Here is a 25659-nt window from a genome sequence, read left to right on the forward strand (position 1 = left end):
TCATACCTTTATTTTTGAGTTAGCGACACGCTGTTGATGGGCGTCCAGGCGCCATAATCATTGATGGTCTGGTAGCTTGCTGTACTTGCCCGAGCGAACGACTCCGCCAGGGTTATGCTTGCCTTTGGCGGCACCATTACCGGTTGAACAGGCTTGCCGTCGATTTTTAAATTGATGGTGGTGAGGTAATACGGCGTTGTGTTATTGAGCGTGACTTTTCCGGCGCGATAGTGGGCGGTTATTTTTTTCCACGCCTCGTTAACATCGCCGATGAGGCCTGCCGGGCGGTAAAAGACTTTTATACGGTTTGCCGAAGCAAATTGCAGAGAGTTGCCGGACGTATTGTGACTCTGCTGCGGAATCGCTTTGACCGTCATCCAGTAGAGCGTTCCCGGTCCTGCGGCAGCGATTTGCCGTTGAACATCATTTTCACCGCGCTTTCGGACGCGGGCTTTAAAACATACAGCGGAGGCGTGATGATAAAATCATTCGAGCGGCTCCCTTGTTCATTCTCGATCCACGACTGGATAAGGAAGGACGAATCGGGGTGGGTATTCCTGATTTGCAGCATCGACTGGGTGGTGGCGCCTGAGTAAACCATTCGCGTTGCGCCCAACCCCACTCCGCCTGCATGCGCTGCCGATGAACACAGCGCGGCGGCCAGACAAATCCATGTTAATGAGCGCATAGTGCCTCTCCTGATAGTGAGTCGGGCCTGGCCTTCTGACCAGGCCAGAAGATTACGAATAGGTCACGGTATAGGTCGCAACGGCGCTGGCATCGCCCGCAGTGGCATTACCCTGCGGCGAATAGTATTTCGCGCTGAAGTTCAGGGTGTTTGAGCCACTACGCAAGACGACAGGCGCTGCGGCTTCACCCAGTCTCACGACGTTCCCCTGTTCGTCATACAGACGAATGGCGACATTTTGCGCGGATGCGCTGCTGCCGTTAGAACCGACGGCCAGGCTATCGGCATCGGCGTTGTCCGGCGTGCCGGTAAAGGTCACTGCAACGGTGGTGGCCGGGATAGGGTTCTCTTCCGTTGAGGCGGAGGTATCGGCGATTTCGCAATCCTCAAGAACGATGGAGAAGGCTTTTGCCGTGCTGGCTTCGCTACCGGCAGCGGCGAGCGTAGCGGTACGGACTTCCCCCAGATTGACGTCAATATTGGCACTGTTGGCGCTGATGGCGCAGGCAGAAGTGACGACGCTGCCGTTGAAGTTGACGGTGCCCCCGCTGGTGCCTGCTGCCAGCGCTGAGCCGAATGGCAGCAAAGCTGCAACGCCTAATGTCAGCAACATTTTATTATTTACACGAGTCTTCATTATCTTGATTCCATAGTTTGCTATTAAGGGACGGTATCTGAAATGACGGGGTTAGCTGGTTAAAAAGACCAGCAGGTCCGTCTTATTTCTGAGACCTAGTTTTCTTATCGCTGAGTTTTTTAAGGCGCTGACACGGCGATATGAAAGCTTCTCGAGTTCGGCGATGTAACGTATATCCAGGCCATTGCGAATTTTTTTTAATACTCGCCATTCGCCTGGTGTCAGTGATAACGCCACGGGTTTGGTTTTCGGTCGATAGCGGCTATCCACCATTTTTAATAAGTTGGCTCGCCAGTGATAAATCGGATCCTGTAGCGAGATATAGGCGTCAATTTCACCATGTACCCACAGCAAAGAGTTCGCCGGGGTAGAATACATACAGACAAATACCTCCGGATAATTCGCCTTGATTTTTTTGATGTAGCTCAGGCAATCAAATCCGGCATGATATTTTTCAGCGCCGGAGACAAAGAGAATATCTATCGAGGTCGTTGTTAAGAGGTTATCAAGTAGCGAATAATCACTATCGGACGTTTCTATCCGAATATCAGGAGTAATACCTTGTAATAATGTGACGATGCCACAACGGGCAAAGCGGTCACCTCCTATTAAGGCAATGTTATAATTGCTTTTTAATTCAAGTTTATTCGCCATGTTGTTCCTTAACTGATCATCATGAGGTGCCGTTGTATCGGTATGGCTGATATCACCTTCGTCGTGGCTTTATGATTTCGTTTAACTGTCACTATACCCGCAGGGAAAGTAAGGTAATCTGAATTAATCTTAATTTATTTTAATTATGAATGAGTCTTGATCTATCAATGTGCTCTATGGAACGCGTCCGTCTCACTTTTTAGCTGTCACGACAATGATACTGTGCTGCGGAACGTGTGACGTTGAACGGTGTTGGGTTGGAGCAAAGTTAGTCTGCGGCAGTCCGAAAGTCTGGTTTCTGATACCGGACGCCCGCTGACATCGACCCTTATGACGGTTTTCACCGGGCGGCATTGAAAAGAGTATGAAATCAATTTATTGATTTAATTTGTTTTATATTGTCCTGACGGGCATTTGCGATGTGCGGACCTGAAGGCTTGGACTGACTGACCAGTGTGGCTGTTTTTTGTACGATCTGAATCTACTTAAGAAGCGACTTAAGAAAAAATAAGAACAAAAAGGCCTGCGTCAGTCTGGCGCAGGGCATCTTTATGCGCCAATTTTAAAATAACCAGATGTCGGTGTTAGACTGCTCCGGGTATTTAAACCGATTGCGAAATTCACCGTCACTGCATATCACCCGCTATGTTATATCAGCACGAATTATCAGGTATTTGTTGTTTGTCAACCCTCTCTGCCCTTTCATTGTCTTCTCCGCATATTTCAGGTATCGCCGTGTCGATATTGTTTTCTTTGACCTGATCCCGACTTGATGTTCTGTCAGACGATAATAACCGGGCAGCATCATTGATAAACGGAGGGAAACCTGTCGTTAGCCCATTTATTCCTGTGCTCGCCACTGTTTCTGAATATGGCTGGCCTGTCCCTGTTTGTTTTACCGATGAGTACATCATCTGATGCTGAAAAAAGAAGCGAACTGATACCGTAATAGAGCGGTTTAGTGTCTGAACAGGAGGTTTTTTAGTCTTGCAGGTTCATAAGATTGAACGATAATTTCAATTGTCAGCAAAGTGAGAGCCTGAGTTTGTATTTTAACCCTGGGCCAGATTCTCGACTGGTGATGTGATTTTAGATGTAGTGTCTTATTAGTAAATCGGGATAAGTGGTTTTTGGTTTGTTAGCATCTTTCGGGTATTTATTTGCATGCATATTTTGCGGGCAGGGAGCAGTATGTCTGAAATACTGACAGGGAGTGTTTTCTGACAATTGAATGTGAATAAAGTGAGAGGTTTCTGGCGATTTATTAATAGCAATTAAGTCTTTCGTTAAATTAAAAGGATTGTTTTATGAAACTGAATAACGTTTTTTCTGCTCTGGTACTGGCGTCGGGTCTGGCTACTTTTGGTGCGCAGGCCGACCAGGGGAGTGGTATGGGACTGGGGATGACCGGTTTTGCAACTGATATTCGATATCGATTCTCCGGCTTAATCTTTCTGCGCAGAAAGTCTGCGAGGCTGACTCTTATTAAACTGAATCTCATTTGCATTATGCCTGTTACAGACGTTCGCGTCATTTTGTTACACAGATTACAGAATAAGGAAAATCAGAATTTTATCTTCTGGCTTTCGTTTCTGAGTCAAAGAAATAACTATTCTCGAACTCTTAGAATTTAACTCTTTGTAGTTATATTTTCAAATGAATGTAATGGCGGGTTTTTATGGTTGATATGCATGAATCACTGATGCCTTTTGAAAAGACGGGTTTGCTGTTCCGCAACTTTTTTGCTTATGGCGAGAGTCACTATCTTAAACAGAATTGGTCTGAACTCTCTTTTTCGCCAACGGAGCTGAATGCAAAACAATGGCTTGAGGTTGAGTATGATTTCAACCGTTTGTTTGTCGGCCCTTCGGCCCTTCTGGCTCCTCCATATGCCTCCGTTTATCTTGGCGATGAGCCATTGGTTCTGAGGGCTACTACGCTGGATGTTCGTGAATTGATGCAGACTTTGGGAGTAAAGGTAAATCGTGATGAAAATACTCCTGACGATCATATTTCTTATGAACTGGAATTAGTTGTTCTGCTGTTAATGAATGTAAGGAGAAATGCTGGATTTTTACCTTTCCTGCAGCGGTTTTTCTCACAGCACTTAACGCTGTGGGTGCCTGTATTTATCGAGAAAATAACAAATAACGCCAGTACAGCGCTGATGCGTAAGGCTGCGTTGGAATTATCACATTGGTTTGACGAATTAAAAACGAGAGTATGCTATGAGCAATGAGCCAAATAATCTAAATCGACGTTCCTTTATTAAAGGATTAATTGCAGCCGGAACCCTCACCGTTCTACCAGGAGGGCTTCTCTCTTCACGCTGCGCGTTTGCTCAGCCTCCGATCCCCTTTAATCCGAAAACGTATGATGTTTATCGCAATGCCTGCCCGCGCAACTGTTACGACACCTGCAGCCTGAAAACGTGGGTCAAGGACGAGGTGATCACTTTCGTGGACGGCGCGACGGAATCCACCTACACCAGCGGTGCGCCCTGCGTGAAAGGACTGACCTATCCACGTCGCGTATACAGCCCCGATCGCATCAAATATCCGATGATTCAGGATGGCCGTGGTAGCGGCAACTGGCGACGTATTTCCTGGGATGAAGCGATGCAAAAAATCGCTCACAAAATGTTGGAAATCAAAAAGAAAGACGGCTCAATGCTTGGGCTGGCGCTGTCGAAGTATTCCGGCAACCTTGGGGTGATGGGCTATGCCGTGGAAGGAATGATGTCATCACTTGGATACACTACGCGATTCGCCGGCACCCCCTGCTGGCCTGCCGGAATTGATGCGCAGAACTATGACATGGGCGATATGTGGTGCAACGATCCGGAAGATTTTGTGAAGGCAAAGTACATCATCATCTGGGGAGCAAACCCCGCCTGGTGCGCTATGCACAGCATGAAGTACATCTATCAGGCACGGGAGAAGGGGGCGAAAGTGGTCGTCATCGACCCACTGTTAACCCAAACTGCGGCAAAAGCCGATTTATATCTGCGTATACGCCCTGGCTCAGATGGCGCGTTGGCGCTCGGCATGTGCCGCTATCTGCTTGATAACGGGCTGGTAGATCGGGATTTCGTTAATAACTATTCACACGGCTATACCGAATTTGAAGCGTACCTGCGTCAGCAGGTGACCGTTGAGTGGGCAGCGGAAATTTGTGGGCTATCCGCGGACGTGATTCGTACTCTGGCGGAAGAGTTTACAAGGGCTAAGCCTTCGACAGTGTGGATTGGCTACGGGATGCAGCGGCATGTGAATGGAGGCGTAAATGTCCGCGCAATTGACGCCTTTGTGGCGATGACCGGCAACATCGGTCTGGAAGGAGGCGGCGTACGTTACGGTCATCTGCAAACCTGGGGATTCAACTATGCGCTGATGTCGCACAAACCACCTGCCGGATCTATCGGCATAAAAGGTGCTGGCGGCCCGGTCGGCGAGTTTGTCAGCGATAGCGCAGAGGAGAGTGAATATTCCGATCGCGCGCTGAACATCAACCAGACGGCGCAGGGCATTCTTGATGCCTCCGAACCACCCGTTCGCCTGCTGTGGGTGGCGTCAAAGAACCCATTCGCGCAGGATTTCGACCGCAACAAGATGGAAAAAGCGTTCGCTAAGCTGGAGATGGTGGTGGTAGTGGATCAGTTCTTCAATGAAACCGTCCAGCATGCGGATATCGTGTTACCCGTGACGACCACCTTTGAGCAGTGGGATGTCTGTTCGTCGTACTGGCACTACTGGTTGTCGGTCAACGAACCGGCCATTAAGCCGCTCTACGAGTGTAAAAGCGACCCGGAAATTGCGGCGTTACTCTCTGCCGCCATCAATAAAATCGAACCCGGCTCCTGCACCTTCCCGCAGGAATTTAACCCGAAGAAATGGCTGGACGAAGAGTTCAACGATGAGCTGGCCACACAGTTTGGTATCCGTAACTGGGAAGATCTGCTCGCAGGGCCGCATAAAGCAAAAATGCCGAGCACGGCAGCCTGGTACGATCGCAAATTCAAAACCCCGTCCGGCAAATATGAGTTCAAGTCAGAACGCTGTGTTGCCAATGGTCATACGGCACTGCCGGAGTATAAAGAACCCGCGAAAAGCGAGTTGCCATTTCATCTGTTTACCCCCCATCTGCAATACGGCCTGCATTCGCAATTTGTTAATCTCGACTGGATGCAAACCTTCTGGCCAGAGCCGTTTGTCTATATGCATCCGCTGGCGGCGAGCAAGAAAGGGATTGCGGAAGGTGACAAAGTAAGAGTGTTTAATGCCGCAGGCGACGTTGAGCTGAGAGCAAAAATTACCACCAATGTCCCTGAAGACTTCCTGGTGATGTACGAATCCTGGTTTAACAAGCTGAGTTACAACGTACAAAACGTGGTGATGGATACCCCTGCGGACATGGGGAAAATGGCAACCGGCGCGCCAGGTGCCGCTATTCATAGCCAGTTTGTGGATATTTCCCATGCGACAGACAAAGGAGTAGCAGCATGAGGCGTGCATTTTTAGTCAACAGCGATAAGTGTATCGGCTGCCGTGGCTGCGCGATGGCCTGCAAAAGCTTCAACCAGCTGGAGCCTGAACGTTTCTGGCGCTATGTCTATCCGTTAGATAGAGAAATTTATCCACATGAAGAACGCGCTTTTTACTCACTGGCATGTAACCACTGTGAGCATCCGGCTTGCGTCACTGCATGCCCGGTAGAGGCCTATACGCGTCGTGAAGATGGTATTGTGGTACACAATCCCGAGCACTGCATTGGCTGTAAAAACTGTATTCGCAACTGTCCGTACGGTGCGCCTCGCTTCAACGAAGAGACGCAAAAAGCGGAAAAATGCAGTATGTGTTACGAACGTCTGGATATCGGTATGCAGCCAGCCTGCGTCAATGCCTGCCCTGTAGGGGCATTGACGCTTATCGATCTGGATACCGATCCGTTGCCAAAAAACGCCGTTCAGTATCCGCCGGGGTATCCACATATGCCGAAACTCAATCCGGGCACGCGCTTTATTCTGGCCCGTCAGCCTCAGCAGCCGGAGGTCAAATAATGGAACATTATGAACTCCCGTTGGTCATTTTTACGGTGCTCAGTCAGATGTCGGTGGGTATGGCGTTACTGCTGACCTGGGGAACGCTGCGCGGTACGCTGATTACAACACGCATGCACTGGCTGGTGACAGGGTTGGTGCTGGCCGTGGCGTCCATTGCGGCAGTCTTACATCTGGCGCATCCCGATCGTGCGTATGACGCATTGCGCAATCTGAAACATGCGTGGCTGAGCCGGGAAATTCTTGGCGCGACGCTGTATGGCGCTGCGACGGGCGTTACTTTCCTGACTAAAGGGAATAAGGTTTCTGCTGTTATCACATCTCTGCTGGGCGTGGTACTGGTGGCGGTGCAGGGGATGACTTATGCCGCGCCAGCAATGGTCGCGACCGCCAGTGGTGTAACCATGCTGCTGTTCTTTATTACCGTCTGGGTGATGGGCTGCGCGGTGCTGCCTTTGTTGACCGCTGGCACTGCGTTGGCTGCGTTGCGCCAGGGTATTCTGGTTTGTCTGGCTGTGTTGATTGCCGCACCATTGATTTGGCTGAGTGGAGGAGCCGTGATGCAGATGACTGCGCACGCATGGCTGACATCACCAGCATATCTTGTGGGTTTGCTGTGCCTTGTCGTGGCTCTGTTGGTGAGCTGGCGTGGAGAAGGGCCGGCAAAAACGGTGTTTGTGCTGCTGTTTGTTGGCATGATACTGAGCAGAATGACTTTCTTTGGCGACACGGTAAGTACAATCGTCAATATTGGTCACTTGTACTGATAACCGACAGTTGGTGACTATCACCAGCCCTGTCGGACTTTTCCCGGCAGAGGGGGATGGTTTGTATGGTATGGCCTGACTATCCCCCTGACTTGCTCTCCGTTGATTAATACACCGCGATGTTAGTTATATCTCCATTCGGCGCTGGCCCCGAAGGGGTGAGCGGCGTGCCGCGAATAATCGAACGAAGTTCGATGGAGAGTCCGTATTGCAGAAAGCAAAAAACCAGCCCTCAGGCTGGTTTCTTTAAATAAGTGGTGCCCGGACTCGGAATCGAACCAAGGACACGGGGATTTTCAATCCCCTGCTCTACCGACTGAGCTATCCGGGCAACGGGGCGCATTAAAACCGATTCGCCTCGCTTCGTCAACGAAATTTATTTAAATCGATGCAGACTGCACAATCTATCACCAGTTTGAATTAAAAGCACCCGTTTTCAGGTGAAAAAAAGCGTCCAGGCCGCTGAAATCGGCATCGCCAGAAGCAGGGCTGGTAGCATGTTAACCACCGCAAACATCTTAATTCCGCAGATGCGCAGCCCGGTCGCCAGCAGCAGCATGCCGCCGACGGCGCTGAAGTCGGCCATCATCATCGGCGTGGTGAGCGGCATGATCAGCGATGCGCAGGCCGCCAGCGTGAGCTGGATCAGCAGCATCGGTACGCAGATAGCTGAAACGGCAAATCCCAGCGTGCAGGCGAAAATCGTGGCGGTGAAAAAGTCGAGAAAGGCTTTGGCGATCAGTATGCTGGCATCGCCGGTCATCCCTTCACGCATGGCGCCGAAAATCCCGGTGCCGCTGGCGCAGAACAGAACAATAATGGCGACATAGCTCTGAATAAACGACGTATTCAACTGCGCCTTTTTTTTGCCCGCTGGCGTGAGCCACTGCTGAAGCTTACTGACCAGAGTATTGGTGCCTTTTTCCATATTGCAGGCTTCGCCAAGCAGCGTGCCGACCAGCGTGGAGAGTACCATCACCGGCAGGTTGGCGCATTTCACGACCAGCAGGATACCAATCCCCAATGAGGCCAGACCAAAAATAGAGGTCATCGATGTCCGAATCCGCTCCGGCAATCGTTGGCTTAACAGCGCGCCCAGTACGCCGCCTAAAAGGACCGCGCCGGCATTAATAAAAGGTCCTGTCACCATTAGCAGTGCTCCTGTTCATTATCCCTGACAACGGCATCATTATGACCCGAAAGCAGGGTAAAGGCCTGCAAATCCGTCGCCTGTTTGCATACCGATTTCATCTTGCGCAGCTATGTCAAAGGTGACATTATTGCGCGAATTTTCTTCTCTTCAACGATGAGGCCGCCGATGATCACCCCATCCGTACATCAGCATTGCCGCTGCGCGCAGATGCGTAAGCCGTCTCATCTTGCTACTCTGCATTCTGATTCCCTGCCCCCCATGCGGTGAAGGCAGCGCATGCTCACTGCAGGACAACAGTAAGATCGGACCCGGTCTGCTTTTACTGATGTCTGGCGGTCGGAGCTGGAATCCAGTCGGACCCTGACATTTCGTTGGGCAAGGCATCAGCGCCTTGCCTGAAGCCTTTTACTCTCCGGAAACGGGTATTCGCGCTAATGAAATCAATGCACATTGCCGCCAGCCACGCGCTGGTCTCTCATCTCTCTACCCACCGTCGCGTGGTGGCGCTGGACAGTACTGATTTTACCGATGTGGCGGCAGTCGTCATTACCGCAGCGGACAGCCGCAGCGGCATCCTCTCTCTGCTTAAACGCAGCGGCTTTAACCTGCCGGTCTATCTGCTGACCGATAGCGACATGGCAAAGCCAGACGGCGTGACGGCGATCATCGGCGGGAAGGAGCAGGAGTGGCTCGAACTGGAAGCCGCTGCCTGCAGCTATGAAGAGAACCTGCTCCCGCCGTTCTTCAATACCCTGACGCAGTACGTCGAGATGGACAACAGCACCTTTGCCTGTCCGGGGCATCAGCACGGTGCTTTCTTTAAAAAACACCCGGCGGGCCGCCAGTTTTTTGACTTCTTTGGCGAGAACGTTTTCCGCGCCGATATGTGCAATGCCGATGTGAAGCTTGGGGACCTGCTGATCCACGAAGGCTCGGCGAAACATGCGCAGAAGTTCGCGGCGAAGGTTTTCAATGCCGACAAAACCTATTTTGTCCTCAACGGCACCTCGGCGGCGAATAAAGTGGTCAGCAACGCGCTGCTGACGCGCGGCGACCTGGTGTTGTTCGACCGCAACAACCATAAATCTAACCACCACGGCGCGCTGATTCAGGCGGGGGCCACGCCGGTCTATCTCGAAGCATCGCGAAATCCGTTTGGCTTTATCGGCGGTATCGATGACCACTGCTTTGATGAACACTACCTGCGTAATCTGATTCGGGAAGTGGCGCCGGAAAAAGCCGATGCGCCACGGCCGTTCCGCCTGGCGGTCATTCAGCTGGGCACCTACGACGGGACGGTCTACAACGCCCGTCAGGTGGTGGATAAAATTGGCGGCCTGTGCGACTACATTCTGTTTGATTCCGCGTGGGTCGGCTATGAACAGTTTATTCCGATGATGGCCGACTGCTCGCCGCTGCTGCTGGATCTGAATGAAAACGATCCGGGCATTTTTGTTACCCAGTCGGTGCATAAGCAGCAGGCGGGGTTCTCGCAAACGTCGCAGATCCACAAAAAAGATAACCACCTGCGCGGGCAGGCGCGATTCTGCCCGCATAAGCGGCTGAATAATGCCTTTATGCTACACGCTTCCACCAGCCCGTTTTACCCGCTATTTGCGGCGCTGGACGTGAACGCCAAAATCCACGAAGGAGAGAGCGGCCGCCGGCTGTGGGCGGAGTGCGTGGTGCAGGGGATTGAAGCGCGCAAGGCGATTATCGCCAGTTGCAAAATGATTCAGCCGTTTATTCCGCCGGTTGTGGCGGGTCGCCCGTGGCAGGATTATCCTACCGAGACGATTGCCCGCGAGCGGCGTTTCTTCAGTTTTGAACCGGGCGCCCGCTGGCACGGTTTTGACGGTTATGCCAGCGAGCAGTACTTTGTCGACCCGTGTAAATTGCTGCTGACTACCCCGGGCATTGATGCCGAAAGCGGCGAATATACCGGGTTTGGTATCCCGGCGACCATTCTGGCGCACTACCTGCGTGAGAACGGCATTGTGCCGGAGAAATGCGACCTGAATTCGATCCTGTTCCTGCTCACCCCGGCCGAGAGTGCGGAAAAAATGGCCCGCCTGGTGGCGATGCTGGCGCAGTTTGAACAGCATATCGAAGCCGACACGCCGCTGGCCGACGTACTGCCGACTATCTATAACAAATATCCGGTTCGCTATCGCGATTACACCCTCCGCGAGCTGTGCCAGGAGATGCATGACCTGTATGTCAGCTTTGACGTGAAGGATCTGCAAAAAGAGATGTTTCGTAAGCACAGCTTCCCGCGCGTGGTGATGAACCCCCAGGATGCCAACCGCGAGTTTATTCGCGGCAACGTTGAGCTGGTGCGGTTAAGCGAGGCCGAAGGCCGGGTCGCCGCTGAAGGGGCGCTGCCGTATCCGCCGGGCGTGCTGTGCGTGGTCCCGGGAGAAGTCTGGGGCGGGGCGGTGCTGCGCTATTTCCTGGCGCTGGAAGAGGGCGTCAACATGCTGCCCGGTTTTTCACCCGAGCTGCAGGGAGTATATAGCGAGACGGATTCTGACGGCATCAAGCGGCTGTACGGCTATGTCCTGAACCAGGCGGCTATGCGCCTTTCTTAATACCGGACCCTCTCCCGCAGTGTGTCGGGAGAGGGAATGCGGTGGCTCAGCCCGCGCTATGTCTGTACATTCTGCGCGGATGGCCAATTTTACCGTATTGCATCTCCACGCTGAGAAAACCGCTCTCCACGCAGTGTTCCAGATAGCGGCGGGCGGTGGTTTTACTCAGTCCCGTCGCGCTCGCGACTTCGTCCACCGAAAAGCAGTGCAGCGTATGGTGGCTAAAGAGATTTTGTACCCGCGCCAGCGTATTCCCCTCTATGCCTTTGCTGCCGTTATCCTGACGGTAGTTTTTCGCCTGCAGTTGATACAGGGAGTCCACGTTTTGCTGATCGACAATCTTCCACACCCGCTGTTGTTCAGCGAACTGCATAAAGCGCTCAAGTGACTGGTTAAGACGCTTCCACGATACCGGCTTGAGAATGTAGTCGAACGCGCCGTTGCGGATCGCCAGGCTACAGGTATCCATATCGCTGGCGGCGGTGATAAAGATGACCGAACAGTGGGTACCTGCCAGCATCGCATTGCCGATAAGCGTAATCCCTTTCCCGTCCGGCAGGTAATTATCCAGCAGCACCAGCTGCGGTCGCTTACTCTCAATTTGCGTCTGCGCGTCAGCCAGAGATGACGCAATGCCCACCAGCCGCAGGCCCGGATGTTTGCCAATCAGCTCCGCATGCAGCAGCGCCAACGCGTGCTCGTCTTCCACGATCAGTACATCGATAAGTTCATGTTGCATAGTCGGTCTCTTCCAGTTCCAGTTCCTGTTCCGGGCACCAGGCGCTTCCCGTGGCGGGAATAAACAGTGAAAAAATCGCGCCGCGGGGTATATTGTCGGCGACCTCGATCGTCCCGCCAGCCTGGCTGACATAGCTGTCGATCAGGTACAGTCCGATGCCGTGGTCGCCGCAGGTTTTGGTGGTGATGCCGCGCTCAAATATCCGCTCGCGCAAGGCCGGCGTAATGCCGACCCCCCGATCGGCCACTTCGACGATCAGCTCTTGCGCATTCAGCTTGATCAGCACCTCTACCGGCTCGTGCGGCAGCGGCGCGCGCTGCGTCGCTTCAATGGCGTTATCCAGCAGGTTGCCGATAATAGAAATCAGCTCTGCTTCGGCAAGCGGTGCGAAGGGGCTCGCCATCCGGCAGGCCGGATCGAAGCTCAGTTGCACCCCTTTTTCGCGGGCGCGGGAGGCCTTGCCTAACAGCAGACCGCACAGCGTTGGCGAATGAAAGCGCGACGAGATAAAGTCCAGCAGCTCCTGGGCGTGTTCTGACTGGGCCTGAATATAGTGAATGGCTTCCTCATAGCGCCCCATATGCAGCAGGCCGGAGAGCGTGGTCATGCGGTTGAGCTGCTCATGGCGCATGATGCGCAGATTGTCGACGTAGCGTTTCACCTGGCTGAGCTGAGCGCTGAGGGTGTCTATCTCATTGCGATCGCGGAAAGTTATCACCCAGCCCTGCAGCGAGTCCTCCAGCATGATCCGTACGCGGCTGGCGATCACCGTCAGATCGTTGAACCGACAGATCTCATCATGCGTGTCCCGTTGCAGCATCGTTTGCGGTGAGAAGAAGGGGACGGGGGCGATCACCTGGCCGATCGGCTGTCCGCGCAGCTGTCGGGCGGGCTGATTCAGGCCCAGCAGCTTCCGCGCCGCCTGGTTGATCACCTCGATCCGCAGATGGTCATCGATAGCGATCACCCCTTCGTAGATCGACTCCATCATCGCCTTTTGCTGGCGCACCAGCAGACCGATTTCACGCGGCTCCAGCGAGAAAATCTGCTTCTTAATGCTGCGGGTAAAAAACCATGAAAACACGAACAGGGCCACGAGCAGCAAAACGGCAGCGAGCAGAATATTGACGGCTTTACTGACGGTAATGGTGTCGAGATAGCTGGTGAGATAGCCCACGGAGACAATACCCACCACCTGGCCGTCCTCGCTGAATATCGGGGCTTTGCTGCGCAGCGAAATCCCCAGACCTCCCTGGCGAATGGTGGTGGTGGTTTTGCCCTTCAGCACCTCCTCGTTATCACCACCCACGAGCAGAGTGCCGACCCGGTCGGCGAACGCCGAATGAAACAAATGACGACCCTGATTATCGCCGACGACAATAAAACTGGCGTCACTGCGTGCCGCTATTTTATGCATGAAATGAGTGATTGCGCTAATATCCTTTCTGGCGACATTTTCCCGTAATACAGGGATGATGGCGATCTCTTCTGCTTGTATTTTTGCCCGCGTACTCATTTCCATATACAGCTGTTTTTCGACATCAATATAATAATAGCCTCCCAACAGCACGAAGAGTACTGAGAAAAAGGCCGTCAGTGAAATGAACAGCTTTATTTGAAATGACACTTTCATCGCTATCACGCTGGGTATCAATGGAAGTGGCTAATATATCATCTTTTTTCCGGCTGGCATCTGCTTTGCCGGAAACTTGTGATCCTTTGCACAAGCGCTCTGCATAAGGAAAATATTGCTGCCGCAGCAGATCTTAAATTTACGTTAATAAATGTTATTTGTTTGTTCGTTTTAGAAAATAAACCATAAAAACCACGCCAATAAATAAACTATGAATCACATTAAATAAAAGAAACCATTAAAACCATAGCATCCATTAAAGTTTCGGTTTTAATATGCTGATCCTCACATTAAGTCTGCTTTGGGCACATTAAGCTGCCTGCACAAAATAACCAAGGGGCTTAATAATGAGCACAACTGACGATTCTTTCTCTGTTACCCAGGACCCAATTGATATTCACAAACCTTCGCTCAAAGAGCGCTGGTGGCATATTATGGATAGCTGGAAAGTAGGGATTATTCCTTTACCGCTGTTTGTTCTTGCCGGACTGCTTATCGCCATCGACTGTCTGGGGGGGAAGTTACCGAGTGATATCGTGGTGATGGTCGCCACGCTGGCGTTTTTTGGTTTTGCCTGCGGCGAATTCGGCAAACGTCTGCCGATCGTCGGCAAGCTCGGCGCGGCGGCGATTTGCGCGACGTTCATCCCTTCGGCGCTAGTCTACTACGGCCTGCTGCCGGATGTGGTGGTGGAGTCCACCACCAAATTCTACAAATCCACCAATATTCTCTATCTCTACATCTGCTGCATTATTGTCGGCAGTATCATGAGCATGAACCGCACCGTGCTGATTCAGGGCTTCCTGCGCATCTTCTTCCCGATGCTGTGCGGTGAAATTGTCGGCATGATCGTCGGCATGGGGGTGGGGCTGGCGCTCGGCCTCGAACCGTTCCAGATCTTCTTCTTTATCATACTGCCGATCATGGCGGGCGGCGTGGGCGAAGGCGCGATCCCGCTGTCGATCGGCTATGCGACGTTGCTGCATATGGATCAGGGCGTGGCGCTGGGACGCGTCCTGCCGATGGTGATGCTGGGCGGCCTCACCGCCATTATCATCTCCGGCTGTCTGAACCAACTCGGCAAACGCTATCCGCACCTGACCGGTGAAGGCCAGCTGATGCCAAACCGCGCGAATACCGATGAAACGGCCCCCCAGCCGGCCTTCTCCGGAAAAGTCGACGTTACTACCATCGCTTCCGGCGCGCTGCTGGCGGTACTGCTGTATATGCTGGGGATGCTGGGCCACAAGCTGATTGGTCTGCCTGCACCGGTCGGCATGCTGTTCATGGCGGTGCTGGTGAAACTGTTTAACGGCGTCTCCCCGCGCATCCTTGAAGGTTCTCAGGTGGTCTACAAATTCTTCCAGACTTCTGTGACCTATCCCATCCTGTTTGCCGTTGGCGTCGCGATCACCCCGTGGCACGAACTGGTCGCTGCTTTCACCGTCAGCAACCTGCTGGTGATTATCAGCACCGTCTCTGCGCTGGTGGCGACCGGTTTCTTCGTCGGCAAAAAGATTGGCATGCATCCGATTGATGTCGCCATCGTCTCCTGCTGCCAGAGCGGACAGGGCGGCACCGGTGATGTGGCGATTCTGACCGCCGGCAATCGTATGAGCCTGATGCCATTCGCCCAGATTGCCACTCGTATCGGCGGCGCAATTAATGTCTCGGTCTCGCTGCTGATTCTCGGCAACTTCCTTGTTTAAGTTTTCAGGAAACAACAATGAAACTCGCAAGCTTTATCTATCAGGACATTCGCAGCTTCGGCATCGTCAAAGCCGAAGGGATGATTGATTTAGGTCGTCGTCTTGGCGATCGCTACGGCGACCTCAAGGCGCTGCTGCAGGGTAACGGCCTGGCTGAAGCCAGCCGCTATCTCGACGACGCGGTGGATGTGCCCATGGCGGGCGTGACCTTTTTGCCGGTGATTGAACAGCCGGAAAAGATCCTCTGCGTGGGTATGAACTATGCCGAAAAGCGCAAAGAGTTCGATCAGCACAATCCGGCGCCGACTCTGTTTGTCCGCTTTGCCGATTCTCAGACGGCGCACAACGCGCCGGTGTTGAAACCGCGCCATTCCCGCGAATTTGACTACGAAGGCGAACTGGCGGTGATTATCGGCAAAGGCGGCGAAAACATCCGTCGCGAGGAGGCGCTGCGCCACGTTGCTGGCTACAGCTGCTACATGGATGGATCCGCACGCGACTGGCAGCACAGCTGGTTTACCGCGGGGAAAAACTGGCGGCAGACCGGCGCATTCGGCCCGTGGATGGCGACCGCGGATGAGATCCCGGATCCGCATCAGCTGACGATCCGCACCTGGCTGAACGGCCGGATGGTTCAGGATGACAACACCAGCAGCATGATCCACAAGGTAGCGGAGCTGATCGAGTACATCAGCACCTTCACCCGCTTAAGCCCGGGCGATGTGATCATCACCGGATCGCCGGGTGGAGTGGGGAAAAAGCGGAACCCGCCGCTGTTTATGCAGGAGGGCGATCGCATTGAGGTTGAGATTGAGCATATTGGCCATCTCAGCAATGTGATCATGGAAGCGCCAGCCAGCACGCTGACGACGGCACATTGAGTAAGGCGTGATGATGGACTCGCAACCCGCTATCGACTTTCGCTTCACGGAAGTGGCCCAACACCCGGAACGTCTGAGCCGGATTCGTTACCTGCTGACGGACAGCGGTCTGGGGATGGACAACGATATCACGCTGTTCGTTGAGGCCTGGTCCGGAGAGCAGCTGGTGGGCTGCGCGGGGCTGGCCGCCAACGTTATCAAATGCGTGGCGGTCGATGAGCAGCTGCGCGGTGTGAATCTCAGCGCGCGGCTGCTGGCGGAAGTGGAAAACGTCGCCCTCGCGCGCGGCCATTTTCATCTCTTCCTCTGCACCCGGCCCTGTAACGAGGAGCGCTTTTCCCGCAGCGGCTTCTGGCCTGTCGCCCGCAGTGGCAATAACGCGGTATTGATGGAGAACACGCCGCAGGGCATTACGCGCTACTGCCGTTCGCTGCGCGGTGAGCGCCGGCCCGGCAAGGATATCGGGGCGATTGTCATGAATGCGAATCCGTTCACGCTTGGCCACCGCCATCTGGTGGAACACGCGGCGGCACGCTGCGACTGGCTGCATCTGTTTGTGGTACGTGAAGACGCCTCATTCTTTCCGTTCGCCGCGCGTCTGGAGATGGTACGGGCCGGAGTGGCGCATCTGGCGAATGTCTCCGTGCACGAGGGCTCGCAGTACATCATCTCGCGCGCCACTTTTCCGGCCTACTTCCTGAAAGAGAGCGGAAAAGTGCAGCAGGCGTGGAGTGAAATCGACGTGCTGATCTTTCGCGACTACATCGCGCCGTCTCTCGGCATTACCCATCGTTTTATCGGCTCCGAGCCGTTTTGCGATATCACCCGTCAGTACAACCAGACGCTGCATGAACTGCTGGCGGGTCGTATCAACGTTGAGGAGATGACCCGTATTAAGGTTGGGGGAAGCGCCATTTCGGCCTCGGAAGTCCGTCGTTTACTTAAGACAGAACAGTATTCTCGTATTCGGGACATTGTCCCGGAATCCACTTTCGCGCATCTCGAAGCGCACTACAGCGCGGAAGTCGCTTAATTATCAGGAAACGATCATGAAAATTGTAAGGGAGGCGCTGGCCGGTACGCAGGAGTCCAGCGACCTGATGGTGAAAATCGCCCCCGCCGACGGCGAGCTGGAGATTGTCATCCACAGTGAAGTGATAAAGCAGTTTGGCGAGCAGATTCATCAGGTGGTTGAGGAAACGCTGCACGCGATGGCGGTGCGGCAGGGGTTGATTATCATCGAAGACAAAGGCGCGCTGGATTGCGTCATTCGCGCGCGCCTGCAAAGCGCGGTGCTGCGCGCTGCCGATGAACCGCATATCGACTGGAGGACGCTGTGATGAACAGGCTCCGTCGTAGCATGTTATTCCTGCCGGGCGCTAACGCAGCGATGCTCTCTACCGCCTTTATCTACCGTCCCGATTCGATCATGTTCGATCTTGAGGACGCGGTGGCGCTGCGCGAGAAAGACAGCGCGCGCCTGCTGGTCTGGCATGCGCTCCAGCACCCGATGTATCAGGATATCGAAACCGTGGTGCGCATTAACCCGCTGAGCACGCCGTTTGGCTTGCTGGATCTGGAAGCCGCCGTGCGAGCTGGCGTGGACGTGATCCGATTGCCGAAAACCGATACTCCGGAAGATATCGACGAACTGGAAAGCCACCTGGTGCGCATCGAGCGCGACTGCGGGCGTGAAGTGGGGTCCACCCGCATCATGGCGGCGATTGAGTCGGCCGTTGGCGTCATTAACGCCGTGGCTATTGCTCGCCGTTCCCCGCGGCTGATTGGTATTGCGCTGGCGGCCTTTGATTATGTGATGGATATGCAGACCGAGCGCAGCGATGGTACCGAACTGTTCTACGCCCGCTGTGCGGTACTGCATGCCGCGCGGGCAGCCGGCATCGATGCCTTCGACGTGGTGTGGTCAGACGTGAACGACGAAGCCGGATTCCTGCGCGAAGTCGAGTTGATTCGCAAAATGGGCTTTAACGGCAAATCGTTGATTAACCCGCGTCAGATTGACCTGCTGCACAATGCGTATGCGCCAACCCGGCAGGAGGTTGAACACGCGCAGTTAGTGATTGAGGCCGCGCAGGAGGGGGAACGCAATGGCCTGGGCGTGGTCTCGCTCAACGGCAAAATGGTCGACGCCCCGATTATTAACCACGCACAGAGAGTGCTGGAACGCGCGGCCGCCTCCGGCGTCCGCCGTTAAGGATAAAACAATGAACCAGACAGAACTTCTCCATGCGACCTTCCCCCATCTGCGGGATTTAAAACCGTTTGATTCTGCCCTCAGCGCGACGCCCTGGCTGGCCGACGTAGAGGAAAAGCATCGCCGTAAGCTGTGTGAATCCCTCGAGGAGGCGGTGGTGCGCAGCGGCCTGCAGGACGGAATGACTATCTCCTTTCACCATGCCTTCCGTGAAGGCGATCGGGTGATTAACAGCGTGGTGGCGAAGCTGGCGCAAATGGGTTTTAAAGGCCTGACGTTGGCTTCCAGCTCCTTGATGACCTGCAACGATGCTCTTATCGAACATATCCAGAGCGGGGTGATTCGTCGCATTTATACCTCAGGGATGCGCGGGAAACTGGCGGAGGCTATCTCCCACGGAGTGATGGATGAGCCGGTGCAGATCCATTCCCACGGCGGGCGAGTGAAATTATTACAGGATGGCGAGCTGAACATTGACGTCGCGTTTCTCGGTGTGCCGTGCAGCGATGAGTTCGGCAATGCCAACGGCACCCACGGGCGCTCCTGCTGCGGTTCGCTCGGCTATGCGATGGTCGATGCGCACTTTGCCCGACGGGTGGTGCTGCTGACTGAAGAACTGGTGCCTTTCCCCAATATGCCCGCGAGCCTGATGCAGGATCAGGTGGATTACATCGTGCAGGTGGATAGCGTGGGCGACCCGGCGAAGATCAGCGTCGGCGCGGCGCGCGTCACCAGTAACCCGCGTGAACTGATGATCGCCCGCTATGCGGCAGATGTGATTGAGCACTCCGGGTACTTCAGGGACGGTTTTTCGATGCAGACCGGCTCCGGTGCGGCGGCCACCGCCTGCACCCGCTTTATGGAAGAGAAGATGGAGCGTAGCGGCGTGAAAGCCCGTTTTGCGCTGGGGGGGATTACCGGCAGTCTGGTGGATCTGCATGAGAAAGGACTGATTGAAAAGCTGCTCGATACGCAGTGCTTCGACGGTCAGGCGGCCGCTTCGCTGGCGCGCAACCCTCATCATGTGGAGATCTCCACCAACGTCTATGCCAACCCGGGCAGCAAGGCGGCGAGCTGTGACCAGCTCGACGTGGCTATTCTCAGCGCGCTGGAAATCGACGTCGATTTCAACGTTAACGTGATTACCGGTTCCGACGGCGTCATGCGCGGGGCGTCCGGCGGTCACTGTGATGTGGCGGCAGCGGCAAACCTGACTATTGTCGTCGCCCCGCTGCTGCGTAGCCGCATTCCCACGGTAGTGAAGCGGGTGACGACGCGACTAACGCCGGGAGAAAGCATCGATGTCCTGGTCACTGACCACGGCATTGCGGTGAATCCGGCACGACCGGAGATCCGCGCGCGCCTGATTGCCGCCGGGATGAACATCGTCGATATCGACGCGCTGTACGCGCGGGCTATCTCGCTCTGCGGGGTCCCCAGACCCATTGAATTCACGGACAAAATCGTCGGCGTCATTCGCTACCGCGACGGGCGGGTGATTGATACCGTGCGCCAGGTTAAGGAGTAACAACATGACCACTGCGACACCCGTGGAGGCGGGTGTCAGCCTGGAGGCGTGGCTGGCGGCGAAAGAGTGCCGAGCGGCGCGCCAGGCTGACTGGCTAAGACGTTATCAACAGCCGATTATTTCGCTGACCCTGGTGACGCCGGGGACGGTAAAAAATAGTCTCCGCTACCGCAATACGATGGGCGTGGCGCTCCAGATGTGCGACCAGCTGCTGTGGGAGAACCGCTGGCCGGTGCGGGATCGCCAGGTGCTGTGGCTCCCGACGGGGCCTGAGGCGATGTGGTCCGTGGCGCATAATGCGCCGGAGATCAAGGCCCACTGCGTGGCGCTGGAGCAGAGTCATCCGCTCGGTAGGCTGTGGGATCTGGATGTGATCTGCCCGCAGGATGGCCACGTTGGCCGTCTGTCGCTGGGGCTGCACATGCGCCGCTGCCTGGTGTGCGATGAGCCGGCGCATGTCTGCTCTCGCTCGCGCAAGCATCCGGTCGGACAGGTGGTGGGAGGCGTGGAGAAGATTATCAATGACTGGTTTGCCCGCGACTAAATTTTGCGCCATTGAGGTCCCTCGTCTGGCGGAAGAGGCCCTGTGGCAGGAGCTGGAGCTGACCCCCAAGCCGGGGCTGGTGGACCGACTCAACAACGGGGCTCATCACGATATGGACCACGCTCTGTTTGTCCGCAGTATTACTGCGATTACGCCGTGGCTCTCCCGCTTTACCGAGCTGGGGAGTGACTACGCAGACCAACCGGCAGGCGAGCAGCTGCGCCTGCTACGCCCGATGGGCATTGCCTGCGAGCAGGCAATGTATGCCGCAACCGGCGGCGTGAATACTCATAAAGGGGGAATATTTTCTCTCGGGCTGCTCTGTTTTGCCGCCGGAAGAGTGCGGGAGGTGACCGCATCAAGCCTCTGTAGCGAAGTGAGGATTCTGTGCCGGGGGCTGGTGGCGCGTGAGCTGGCTGGCCGCAGTGCGGCAGTAACCGCAGGCGAACGTCAGTTTCAGCAGCTGGGTTTAACCGGCGCACGCGGTGAGGCGGAAAGTGGTTTTGCGACGGTACGTCGCGTCTTGCCCCTGTGGAACGGCCGCCAGCTGCATGATTTGCTCCTGCGCCTGATGGCGGTGAATCCGGACAGTAATCTGGTCTCGCGCGGCGGTATTCACGGGCTGCGATATGTACAGAGCTATGCGCGGGAATTACTAGCTAATGGCTGGGATCGCGAGACGTTGCTTAAGATGGATAAGGCATTGATTGAACGCAATCTGAGCCCGGGCGGCAGTGCGGATTTGCTGTCGGTGGGGTGGGTGCTCTCTGCAATAAAATAGCCGGGTGGCGCTAACGCTTACCCGGCCTACGGTTTGCGGTTTGTAGGCCCGGTAAGGCGTAGCCGCCACCGGGCACAACACATCAAGGATCAATGCGCAATCGGCTGCGCACCGTTCGGCACGCGAACGTGCTTGTACTTGAACAGCGCGATGAAGGCGATGGCCAGAACCAGCGAGTAGGCGGCAAAGATCAGCCAGACAGGCTGCCAGTCGGTGATGCCGTTGGTGGTATACATCTCCACCACTTTCCCGCTCACCACGCCGCCGAGGATACAGCCGAAGCCGTTGGTCATCATCAGGAACATCCCCTGGGCGCTGGCGCGGATTTCAGGTCTCACCTCTTTCTCAACAAACACCGAGCCGGAGATGTTGAAGAAGTCGAAGGCGCAGCCGTAAACAATCATCGACAGAACCAGCAGCACGGTGCCGAACGGGGTCGGATCGCCATAGGCGAAGAGACCGAAGCGCAGCATCCAGGCGAAGATACTGATAATCATCACGTTCTTGATGCCATAGCGGCTCAGGAAGAACGGAATGGTCAGAATGAACAGGGTTTCGGAGATCTGGGAAATCGACATCATCACCGACGCGTGCTCAACGATAAAGCTCCCGGAGAACAGCGGGTTATTATCGAAGCTGTGCAGGAAGGTATTCCCGAACATGTTGGTGATTTGCAGTTCTGCGCCTAACAGCATGGAGAAAATAAAGAAAATCGCCATCCGCTTGTTTTTAAACAGGGCAAAGGCGTCGAGGCCAAGCATGCTGCTCCAGCTCTGGTTTTTCTGCTGATTGGAGACCGGAACGTGCGGCAGCGTCAGGGTGAACAGCGCGAGGACAACGGAAAGCACCGCACCGATGTAGAGCTGCATGTGGCTCAGTTCGAAGCCCGCGAAGCTGACGCCCCACATTGCCATGATAAAGCCGATGGTGCCCCAGATACGAATCGGTGGGAAATCCGTCACAATATCCAGACCGGCGGATTTCAGTCGGTAGTAGGAAATCGTGTTGATTAAGCCCAACGTTGGCATATAGGCCAGCGAGTTAAGCAGAATCACAAAGAACATCTCCCCAGGCGTGGTGACCTGGGCCGCCATAAACAGCGTACCCGCCCCCACCAGATGGCACAGCGCGTAAACCCACTTCGCGCTGATCCACTTATCCGCCACGATACCCAGCAGCGTTGGCATCAGAACCGCCGCAATGCCGAGCGAGCTGTAAACGGCGCCGATAGACGCACCGTCGAACTTGAGCGTCACAAACATATAGGAGCCAAGTGTAGTCAGCCAACTACCCCACAGGCAGAACTGCAGAAACGACAATATTTTAAGCTGCAGCTTAAGGTTCATGTTATTTTCCTCACGAGTAAGCGGGGGATGTGTTGTGATAATTACATTCAGGGTTTCAATTTGATGAAATTCTATCAGTTAACGCCGCGATGTTTTGTTACCTTCCGCAAAAAAATGCAATCCCCATTAATTTGCAGATTAGATTGTGATGCAAATAACATTTTCCTATGGGAAAGGCGAGGTGAAGCGGGAAAAACCGCCCCTCTCACGTCAGGGAAGGGGCGGGTGAGGAGATAACCTTATTTCCGGCGGTAGGACTTCTGCGCCGTATTCACCTTATAAAGATAGCGGCGCGATTCCGCCGACGGGTGACGGTTGGTGAGGGTGGAATAGACATCCCCCGGCGTCATGCTGTTGATAATATTGGCCGCCTGGACCTTATCGCTGGAGAAGACGCGCAATACGCTGCCGGCACCGCCGTTATATGCGGTGATCACGGCATAGCGGCGCGAGGTCGGGTTATCGATACCTGACAGGTACACATTATTCAGCATCGCCAGATAGGCGGTGCCGGTATCAATGTTATTCGCCGGATCGAACAGATAGCTGCGGCTTGGCAGTCCCGATTTCCCCTGCGCCCGGAAGACATCTTTCCCGGCGCTGTGCTGCACAACCTGCATCAGACCCAGCGCATCAGCATGGCTCACGGCGTACGGGTTGAAAGAGGATTCGGTCTGCATAATCGCCAGAATCAGCGACTCATCGACGCCATACTTCCGCGCCGACTGGCGAACGTACCCGATGTACTTATGCGCACGTTTGTCGAGGTGGTTCGGCACCAGATTAATGGTGATGCTGTAGATCATCCGCAGGCCGTTGCTGCGGCTTTTCAGCCGCGATTGCAGCAGATAATCGGCATAGCGCGAGGCTCGCCACTCCCAGCGAATCGGATCGCCGTGGTTATCCACCACCTGGCCGTACAGGAACGGCTCTTTCGAGATCTGGATATCATCGGCATCGGAATAGAGGTCGATTGACCCCGGATCGTCGCCCATCAGTAGCGTCTTAATGATGGTCTGACGTAAACGGCCGGTCGGATCGGTACCGGCGATGGTCTCGACGGTGATGGTGCCCTCATCAAAGTTGATGTGGCTACGGGTCTGATACTGATCGGTGTACTTAACGTAGTCTTTCGGCCCGGCGAGCAGAACTTCGTTATAACCCCAAATATTTTCGATGTTATGGGCGAACTGACCCATCAGAATATCGAAGCCGTTGGTGTCCTTAACCCAGGCTTCGTTATACCCATCGCCCTTTTTATTTGAGCTGGAACACGAAACGAGCAAAGGCGCAATGAGCGCTAGCGCTAAATATTTTTTCATCATTCCGGGAGTGTGCGTTGTGTTTGTTGTGCTTAAGAGTCAGAGGACTCTTACTTTTTTTCAGGCGGCGTGTAGCCTTCAATGTGCACATCTTTCCCTTCAAACAGGAACTGGATCATCTCCTGTTCCAGCAGCTTGCGATGCTCCACGTTCATCATGTTGAGCTTTTGCTCGTTGATTAACATGGTTTGCTTATGCTGCCACTGGGCCCACGCCTCTTTCGAAATCTCGTTATAGATGCGTTTGCCTAACTCACCCGGATACAGCTGGAAATCTTGGCCATCCGCTTCACGCTGCAGGAAAGTACAAAAAATCGTTCTGCTCATTAGTCATCCTCTTTATTCGCCAGAAAGCTATGCAAGAGCCCCGGCCTTCAACTGTTGCAACAAGCGCTCCACGGGAGCCGCCAGTCCAACCGACGGCGGCTGCGCTAAGTTATACCAGAGTGTGCTGCCTTCATCCATGCATGCGCCAGATGAATCTATGCTAAGCCACATCGGCACAATATCCAGATGGAAATGGCTGAAAGTGTGGCGGAACGCGGTCAGCTGCGTCAGATTATCATCCTTTATCCCACGCTCAGCCAGCCATTCGCGGAGCGCGGCCTCCTCTTCAAACTGCGGAAAACAGAATAATCCGCCCCATAAGCCGACCGGCGGACGCTGGGAAAGTAACACCTCGTTGCCGTGCTGCATCAGCAGGAAATAGCCCGTCCGCTCCGGAATGGTCTGCTTCGGTTTTTTGCCAGGATATTGTGCCCATGAATGGTTTGCGTAAGCGATGCAGCCGTTACTTAACGGACAGATCTCGCATTTGGGTTTTGTACGGGTGCAGACTATCGCCCCGAGATCCATCATCGCCTGGTTAAAGCGCTCGACCCCTTTTGCCGGGGTGACCTCTTCGCTGATCTGCCATAATCGTTTCTCAACCTCTTTTTTCCCCGGCCAGCCGTTGACCGCATAGCAGCGGGCCAGCACGCGCTTCACGTTGCCATCGAGAATGGGGTAATGCTTGCCAAGGGAGAGGGATAAAATCGCGCCGGCCGTGGAGCGTCCGACGCCGGGTAGCGCCGCCACTTCGTCAAAGGTTTGCGGGAATTCGCCGCGGTGCAGGCTCGCCACCTGCTGCGCCGCCTTATGTAAATTACGCGCGCGGGCGTAATAGCCCAGGCCGGTCCACAGATGCAGCACTTCATCCAGCGGCGCCTCGGCCAGATCGATAACCGTCGGGAAGCGCGCCATAAAGCGTTCAAAATAGGGAATAACCGTGGCGACCTGCGTTTGTTGCAACATCACCTCGGAGAGCCATACTTTGTAAGGCGTTTTACCCATTTGCCATGGCAGGGTTTTACGCCCGTATTTGTCGTACCAGTCCAGCACCTGGGCTGAAAATTGCGCGGCGAGAAAAGTCAA

At 54.5% G+C, this 25659-nt stretch carries 23 protein-coding genes, 1 tRNA gene and 1 pseudogene; 14 read left to right on the forward strand and 11 right to left on the reverse strand.

The genetic code is table 11. From position 1 onward, the window contains the following. Positions 1 to 8 precede the first annotated feature (8 nt). The 3 genes and pseudogenes from DSD31_RS03840 to DSD31_RS03850 all read right to left on the reverse strand — a co-directional run bounded on the left by DSD31_RS03840 (position 9) and on the right by DSD31_RS03850 (position 1979). Positions 9 to 688 (reverse strand): annotated as a pseudogene (locus tag DSD31_RS03840) (fimbrial biogenesis chaperone). A gap of 52 nt (positions 689 to 740) precedes the next feature. After that, a complete protein-coding gene (locus tag DSD31_RS03845; RefSeq protein WP_004867599.1) occupies positions 741 to 1325 on the reverse strand; it encodes a fimbrial protein in 585 nt (194 codons plus the stop codon). 51 nt (positions 1326 to 1376) lie between these two features. Continuing rightward, positions 1377 to 1979, reverse strand: a complete 603-nt coding sequence (locus tag DSD31_RS03850) for a helix-turn-helix domain-containing protein (RefSeq protein ID WP_004867594.1) — start codon at positions 1977 to 1979, stop codon at positions 1377 to 1379. A gap of 1307 nt (positions 1980 to 3286) precedes the next feature. Here DSD31_RS03850 and DSD31_RS26375 point away from each other — a divergent pair. From DSD31_RS26375 to DSD31_RS03875, 5 genes are read left to right on the forward strand one after another with little or no spacing between them, the layout of a single operon-like run. Further along, positions 3287 to 3613, forward strand: coding sequence for a hypothetical protein (locus DSD31_RS26375; protein WP_071359776.1), 327 nt, complete (start codon positions 3287 to 3289; stop codon positions 3611 to 3613). 44 nt (positions 3614 to 3657) lie between these two features. Continuing rightward, on the forward strand, positions 3658 to 4218 hold the full coding sequence (locus DSD31_RS03860; protein ID WP_048023375.1) for a TorD/DmsD family molecular chaperone: 561 nt from the start codon (positions 3658 to 3660) through the stop codon (positions 4216 to 4218). Further along, entirely contained in the window at positions 4208 to 6484 is a 2277-nt protein-coding gene (locus DSD31_RS03865) for a molybdopterin-dependent oxidoreductase (RefSeq protein WP_075808223.1), read from the forward strand. The genes DSD31_RS03860 and DSD31_RS03865 overlap by 11 nt, the downstream gene beginning before the upstream one ends. Continuing rightward, positions 6481 to 7038, forward strand: a complete 558-nt coding sequence (locus tag DSD31_RS03870) for a 4Fe-4S dicluster domain-containing protein (protein ID WP_048023379.1) — start codon at positions 6481 to 6483, stop codon at positions 7036 to 7038. The genes DSD31_RS03865 and DSD31_RS03870 overlap by 4 nt, the downstream gene beginning before the upstream one ends. After that, positions 7038 to 7805, forward strand: coding sequence for a dimethyl sulfoxide reductase anchor subunit family protein (locus DSD31_RS03875; protein WP_048023381.1), 768 nt, complete (start codon positions 7038 to 7040; stop codon positions 7803 to 7805). The genes DSD31_RS03870 and DSD31_RS03875 overlap by 1 nt, the downstream gene beginning before the upstream one ends. Before the next feature lie 255 nt (positions 7806 to 8060). Here the strand turns inward: DSD31_RS03875 and DSD31_RS03880 are convergent. Continuing rightward, positions 8061 to 8136, reverse strand: a tRNA-Phe gene (locus DSD31_RS03880). Positions 8137 to 8241: 105 nt separating this feature from the next. Continuing rightward, a complete protein-coding gene (locus DSD31_RS03885) occupies positions 8242 to 8955 on the reverse strand; it encodes a DUF554 domain-containing protein (protein WP_069476430.1) in 714 nt (237 codons plus the stop codon). Positions 8956 to 9392: 437 nt separating this feature from the next. Between DSD31_RS03885 and DSD31_RS03895 the strand changes: the two genes are divergently transcribed. Next, on the forward strand, positions 9393 to 11549 hold the full coding sequence (locus DSD31_RS03895; protein WP_004867574.1) for an ornithine decarboxylase: 2157 nt from the start codon (positions 9393 to 9395) through the stop codon (positions 11547 to 11549). Between the two features lie 46 nt (positions 11550 to 11595). Here DSD31_RS03895 and DSD31_RS03900 read toward each other — a convergent pair whose 3' ends face one another. Beyond that, complete coding sequence (locus DSD31_RS03900) at positions 11596 to 12288, reverse strand: response regulator (RefSeq protein ID WP_015585738.1); 693 nt, start codon at positions 12286 to 12288, stop codon at positions 11596 to 11598. Continuing rightward, positions 12278 to 13921: an ATP-binding protein gene (locus DSD31_RS03905; protein ID WP_113990840.1), complete on the reverse strand. Its 1644-nt coding sequence runs from the start codon at positions 13919 to 13921 to the stop codon at positions 12278 to 12280. Before DSD31_RS03905 ends, DSD31_RS03900 begins: the two co-directional genes overlap by 11 nt. 347 nt (positions 13922 to 14268) lie before the next feature. Here DSD31_RS03905 and DSD31_RS03910 point away from each other — a divergent pair, with 347 nt between their 5' ends. Genes DSD31_RS03910 through citG form a run of 8 tightly spaced genes read left to right on the forward strand, consistent with a single transcriptional unit; the run spans position 14269 to position 21579 of the window. Beyond that, positions 14269 to 15630 carry a 2-hydroxycarboxylate transporter family protein gene (locus tag DSD31_RS03910; RefSeq protein ID WP_104896466.1) on the forward strand — a complete coding sequence of 454 codons (1362 nt, stop codon included), beginning with the start codon at positions 14269 to 14271 and terminating at the stop codon, positions 15628 to 15630. 17 nt (positions 15631 to 15647) lie between these two features. Beyond that, on the forward strand, positions 15648 to 16511 hold the full coding sequence (locus DSD31_RS03915; RefSeq protein ID WP_004867566.1) for a fumarylacetoacetate hydrolase family protein: 864 nt from the start codon (positions 15648 to 15650) through the stop codon (positions 16509 to 16511). A 13-nt stretch (positions 16512 to 16524) separates the two neighbouring features. Continuing rightward, entirely contained in the window at positions 16525 to 17544 is a 1020-nt protein-coding gene (gene citC / locus DSD31_RS03920; protein ID WP_032718242.1) for a [citrate (pro-3S)-lyase] ligase, read from the forward strand. Positions 17545 to 17560: 16 nt separating this feature from the next. Continuing rightward, on the forward strand, positions 17561 to 17851 hold the full coding sequence (gene citD, locus DSD31_RS03925; RefSeq protein ID WP_113990841.1) for a citrate lyase acyl carrier protein: 291 nt from the start codon (positions 17561 to 17563) through the stop codon (positions 17849 to 17851). Further along, on the forward strand, positions 17851 to 18726 hold the full coding sequence (gene citE, locus DSD31_RS03930; protein ID WP_004867558.1) for a citrate (pro-3S)-lyase subunit beta: 876 nt from the start codon (positions 17851 to 17853) through the stop codon (positions 18724 to 18726). The genes citD and citE overlap by 1 nt, the downstream gene beginning before the upstream one ends. Positions 18727 to 18736: 10 nt before the next feature. Further along, entirely contained in the window at positions 18737 to 20254 is a 1518-nt protein-coding gene (citF, locus tag DSD31_RS03935; protein ID WP_032718241.1) for a citrate lyase subunit alpha, read from the forward strand. Between the two features lie 4 nt (positions 20255 to 20258). Next, positions 20259 to 20798 carry a citrate lyase holo-[acyl-carrier protein] synthase gene (citX, locus tag DSD31_RS03940; protein ID WP_004867550.1) on the forward strand — a complete coding sequence of 180 codons (540 nt, stop codon included), beginning with the start codon at positions 20259 to 20261 and terminating at the stop codon, positions 20796 to 20798. Then, positions 20776 to 21579, forward strand: coding sequence for a triphosphoribosyl-dephospho-CoA synthase CitG (gene citG / locus DSD31_RS03945; protein WP_113990842.1), 804 nt, complete (start codon positions 20776 to 20778; stop codon positions 21577 to 21579). Before citX ends, citG begins: the two co-directional genes overlap by 23 nt. An 89-nt stretch (positions 21580 to 21668) precedes the next feature. On the opposite strand, the gene DSD31_RS03950 is transcribed toward citG, so the two are convergent. The 4 genes from DSD31_RS03950 to mutY all read right to left on the reverse strand — a co-directional run bounded on the left by DSD31_RS03950 (position 21669) and on the right by mutY (position 25659). Continuing rightward, positions 21669 to 22925 carry a nucleoside permease gene (locus tag DSD31_RS03950; protein WP_065907057.1) on the reverse strand — a complete coding sequence of 419 codons (1257 nt, stop codon included), beginning with the start codon at positions 22923 to 22925 and terminating at the stop codon, positions 21669 to 21671. Between the two features lie 239 nt (positions 22926 to 23164). After that, positions 23165 to 24247 (reverse strand): membrane-bound lytic murein transglycosylase MltC, encoded by a 1083-nt coding sequence (gene mltC, locus DSD31_RS03955; RefSeq protein ID WP_113990843.1) that lies wholly within the window; start codon positions 24245 to 24247, stop codon positions 23165 to 23167. A gap of 50 nt (positions 24248 to 24297) precedes the next feature. After that, positions 24298 to 24573 (reverse strand): oxidative damage protection protein, encoded by a 276-nt coding sequence (locus DSD31_RS03960; RefSeq protein ID WP_004867532.1) that lies wholly within the window; start codon positions 24571 to 24573, stop codon positions 24298 to 24300. 27 nt (positions 24574 to 24600) lie between these two features. Then, positions 24601 to 25659, reverse strand: a complete 1059-nt coding sequence (mutY, locus tag DSD31_RS03965) for an A/G-specific adenine glycosylase (protein WP_088883669.1) — start codon at positions 25657 to 25659, stop codon at positions 24601 to 24603.

This window comes from Klebsiella sp. X13 (assembly GCF_003323835.1).
Classification (GTDB): domain Bacteria; phylum Pseudomonadota; class Gammaproteobacteria; order Enterobacterales; family Enterobacteriaceae; genus Klebsiella; species Klebsiella ornithinolytica.

Coding starts and splice junctions, on each gene's coding strand:
- DSD31_RS03845 (WP_004867599.1), bottom strand. CDS start 1,325: ATGAAGACTCGTGTAAATAATAAAATGTTGCTGACATTAGGCGTTGCA.
- DSD31_RS03850 (WP_004867594.1), bottom strand. CDS start 1,979: ATGGCGAATAAACTTGAATTAAAAAGCAATTATAACATTGCCTTAATA.
- DSD31_RS26375 (WP_071359776.1), top strand. CDS start 3,287: ATGAAACTGAATAACGTTTTTTCTGCTCTGGTACTGGCGTCGGGTCTG.
- DSD31_RS03860 (WP_048023375.1), top strand. CDS start 3,658: ATGGTTGATATGCATGAATCACTGATGCCTTTTGAAAAGACGGGTTTG.
- DSD31_RS03865 (WP_075808223.1), top strand. CDS start 4,208: ATGAGCAATGAGCCAAATAATCTAAATCGACGTTCCTTTATTAAAGGA.
- DSD31_RS03870 (WP_048023379.1), top strand. CDS start 6,481: ATGAGGCGTGCATTTTTAGTCAACAGCGATAAGTGTATCGGCTGCCGT.
- DSD31_RS03875 (WP_048023381.1), top strand. CDS start 7,038: ATGGAACATTATGAACTCCCGTTGGTCATTTTTACGGTGCTCAGTCAG.
- DSD31_RS03885 (WP_069476430.1), bottom strand. CDS start 8,955: ATGGTGACAGGACCTTTTATTAATGCCGGCGCGGTCCTTTTAGGCGGC.
- DSD31_RS03895 (WP_004867574.1), top strand. CDS start 9,393: ATGAAATCAATGCACATTGCCGCCAGCCACGCGCTGGTCTCTCATCTC.
- DSD31_RS03900 (WP_015585738.1), bottom strand. CDS start 12,288: ATGCAACATGAACTTATCGATGTACTGATCGTGGAAGACGAGCACGCG.
- DSD31_RS03905 (WP_113990840.1), bottom strand. CDS start 13,921: ATGAAAGTGTCATTTCAAATAAAGCTGTTCATTTCACTGACGGCCTTT.
- DSD31_RS03910 (WP_104896466.1), top strand. CDS start 14,269: ATGAGCACAACTGACGATTCTTTCTCTGTTACCCAGGACCCAATTGAT.
- DSD31_RS03915 (WP_004867566.1), top strand. CDS start 15,648: ATGAAACTCGCAAGCTTTATCTATCAGGACATTCGCAGCTTCGGCATC.
- citC (WP_032718242.1), top strand. CDS start 16,525: ATGGACTCGCAACCCGCTATCGACTTTCGCTTCACGGAAGTGGCCCAA.
- citD (WP_113990841.1), top strand. CDS start 17,561: ATGAAAATTGTAAGGGAGGCGCTGGCCGGTACGCAGGAGTCCAGCGAC.
- citE (WP_004867558.1), top strand. CDS start 17,851: ATGAACAGGCTCCGTCGTAGCATGTTATTCCTGCCGGGCGCTAACGCA.
- citF (WP_032718241.1), top strand. CDS start 18,737: ATGAACCAGACAGAACTTCTCCATGCGACCTTCCCCCATCTGCGGGAT.
- citX (WP_004867550.1), top strand. CDS start 20,259: ATGACCACTGCGACACCCGTGGAGGCGGGTGTCAGCCTGGAGGCGTGG.
- citG (WP_113990842.1), top strand. CDS start 20,776: ATGACTGGTTTGCCCGCGACTAAATTTTGCGCCATTGAGGTCCCTCGT.
- DSD31_RS03950 (WP_065907057.1), bottom strand. CDS start 22,925: ATGAACCTTAAGCTGCAGCTTAAAATATTGTCGTTTCTGCAGTTCTGC.
- mltC (WP_113990843.1), bottom strand. CDS start 24,247: ATGAAAAAATATTTAGCGCTAGCGCTCATTGCGCCTTTGCTCGTTTCG.
- DSD31_RS03960 (WP_004867532.1), bottom strand. CDS start 24,573: ATGAGCAGAACGATTTTTTGTACTTTCCTGCAGCGTGAAGCGGATGGC.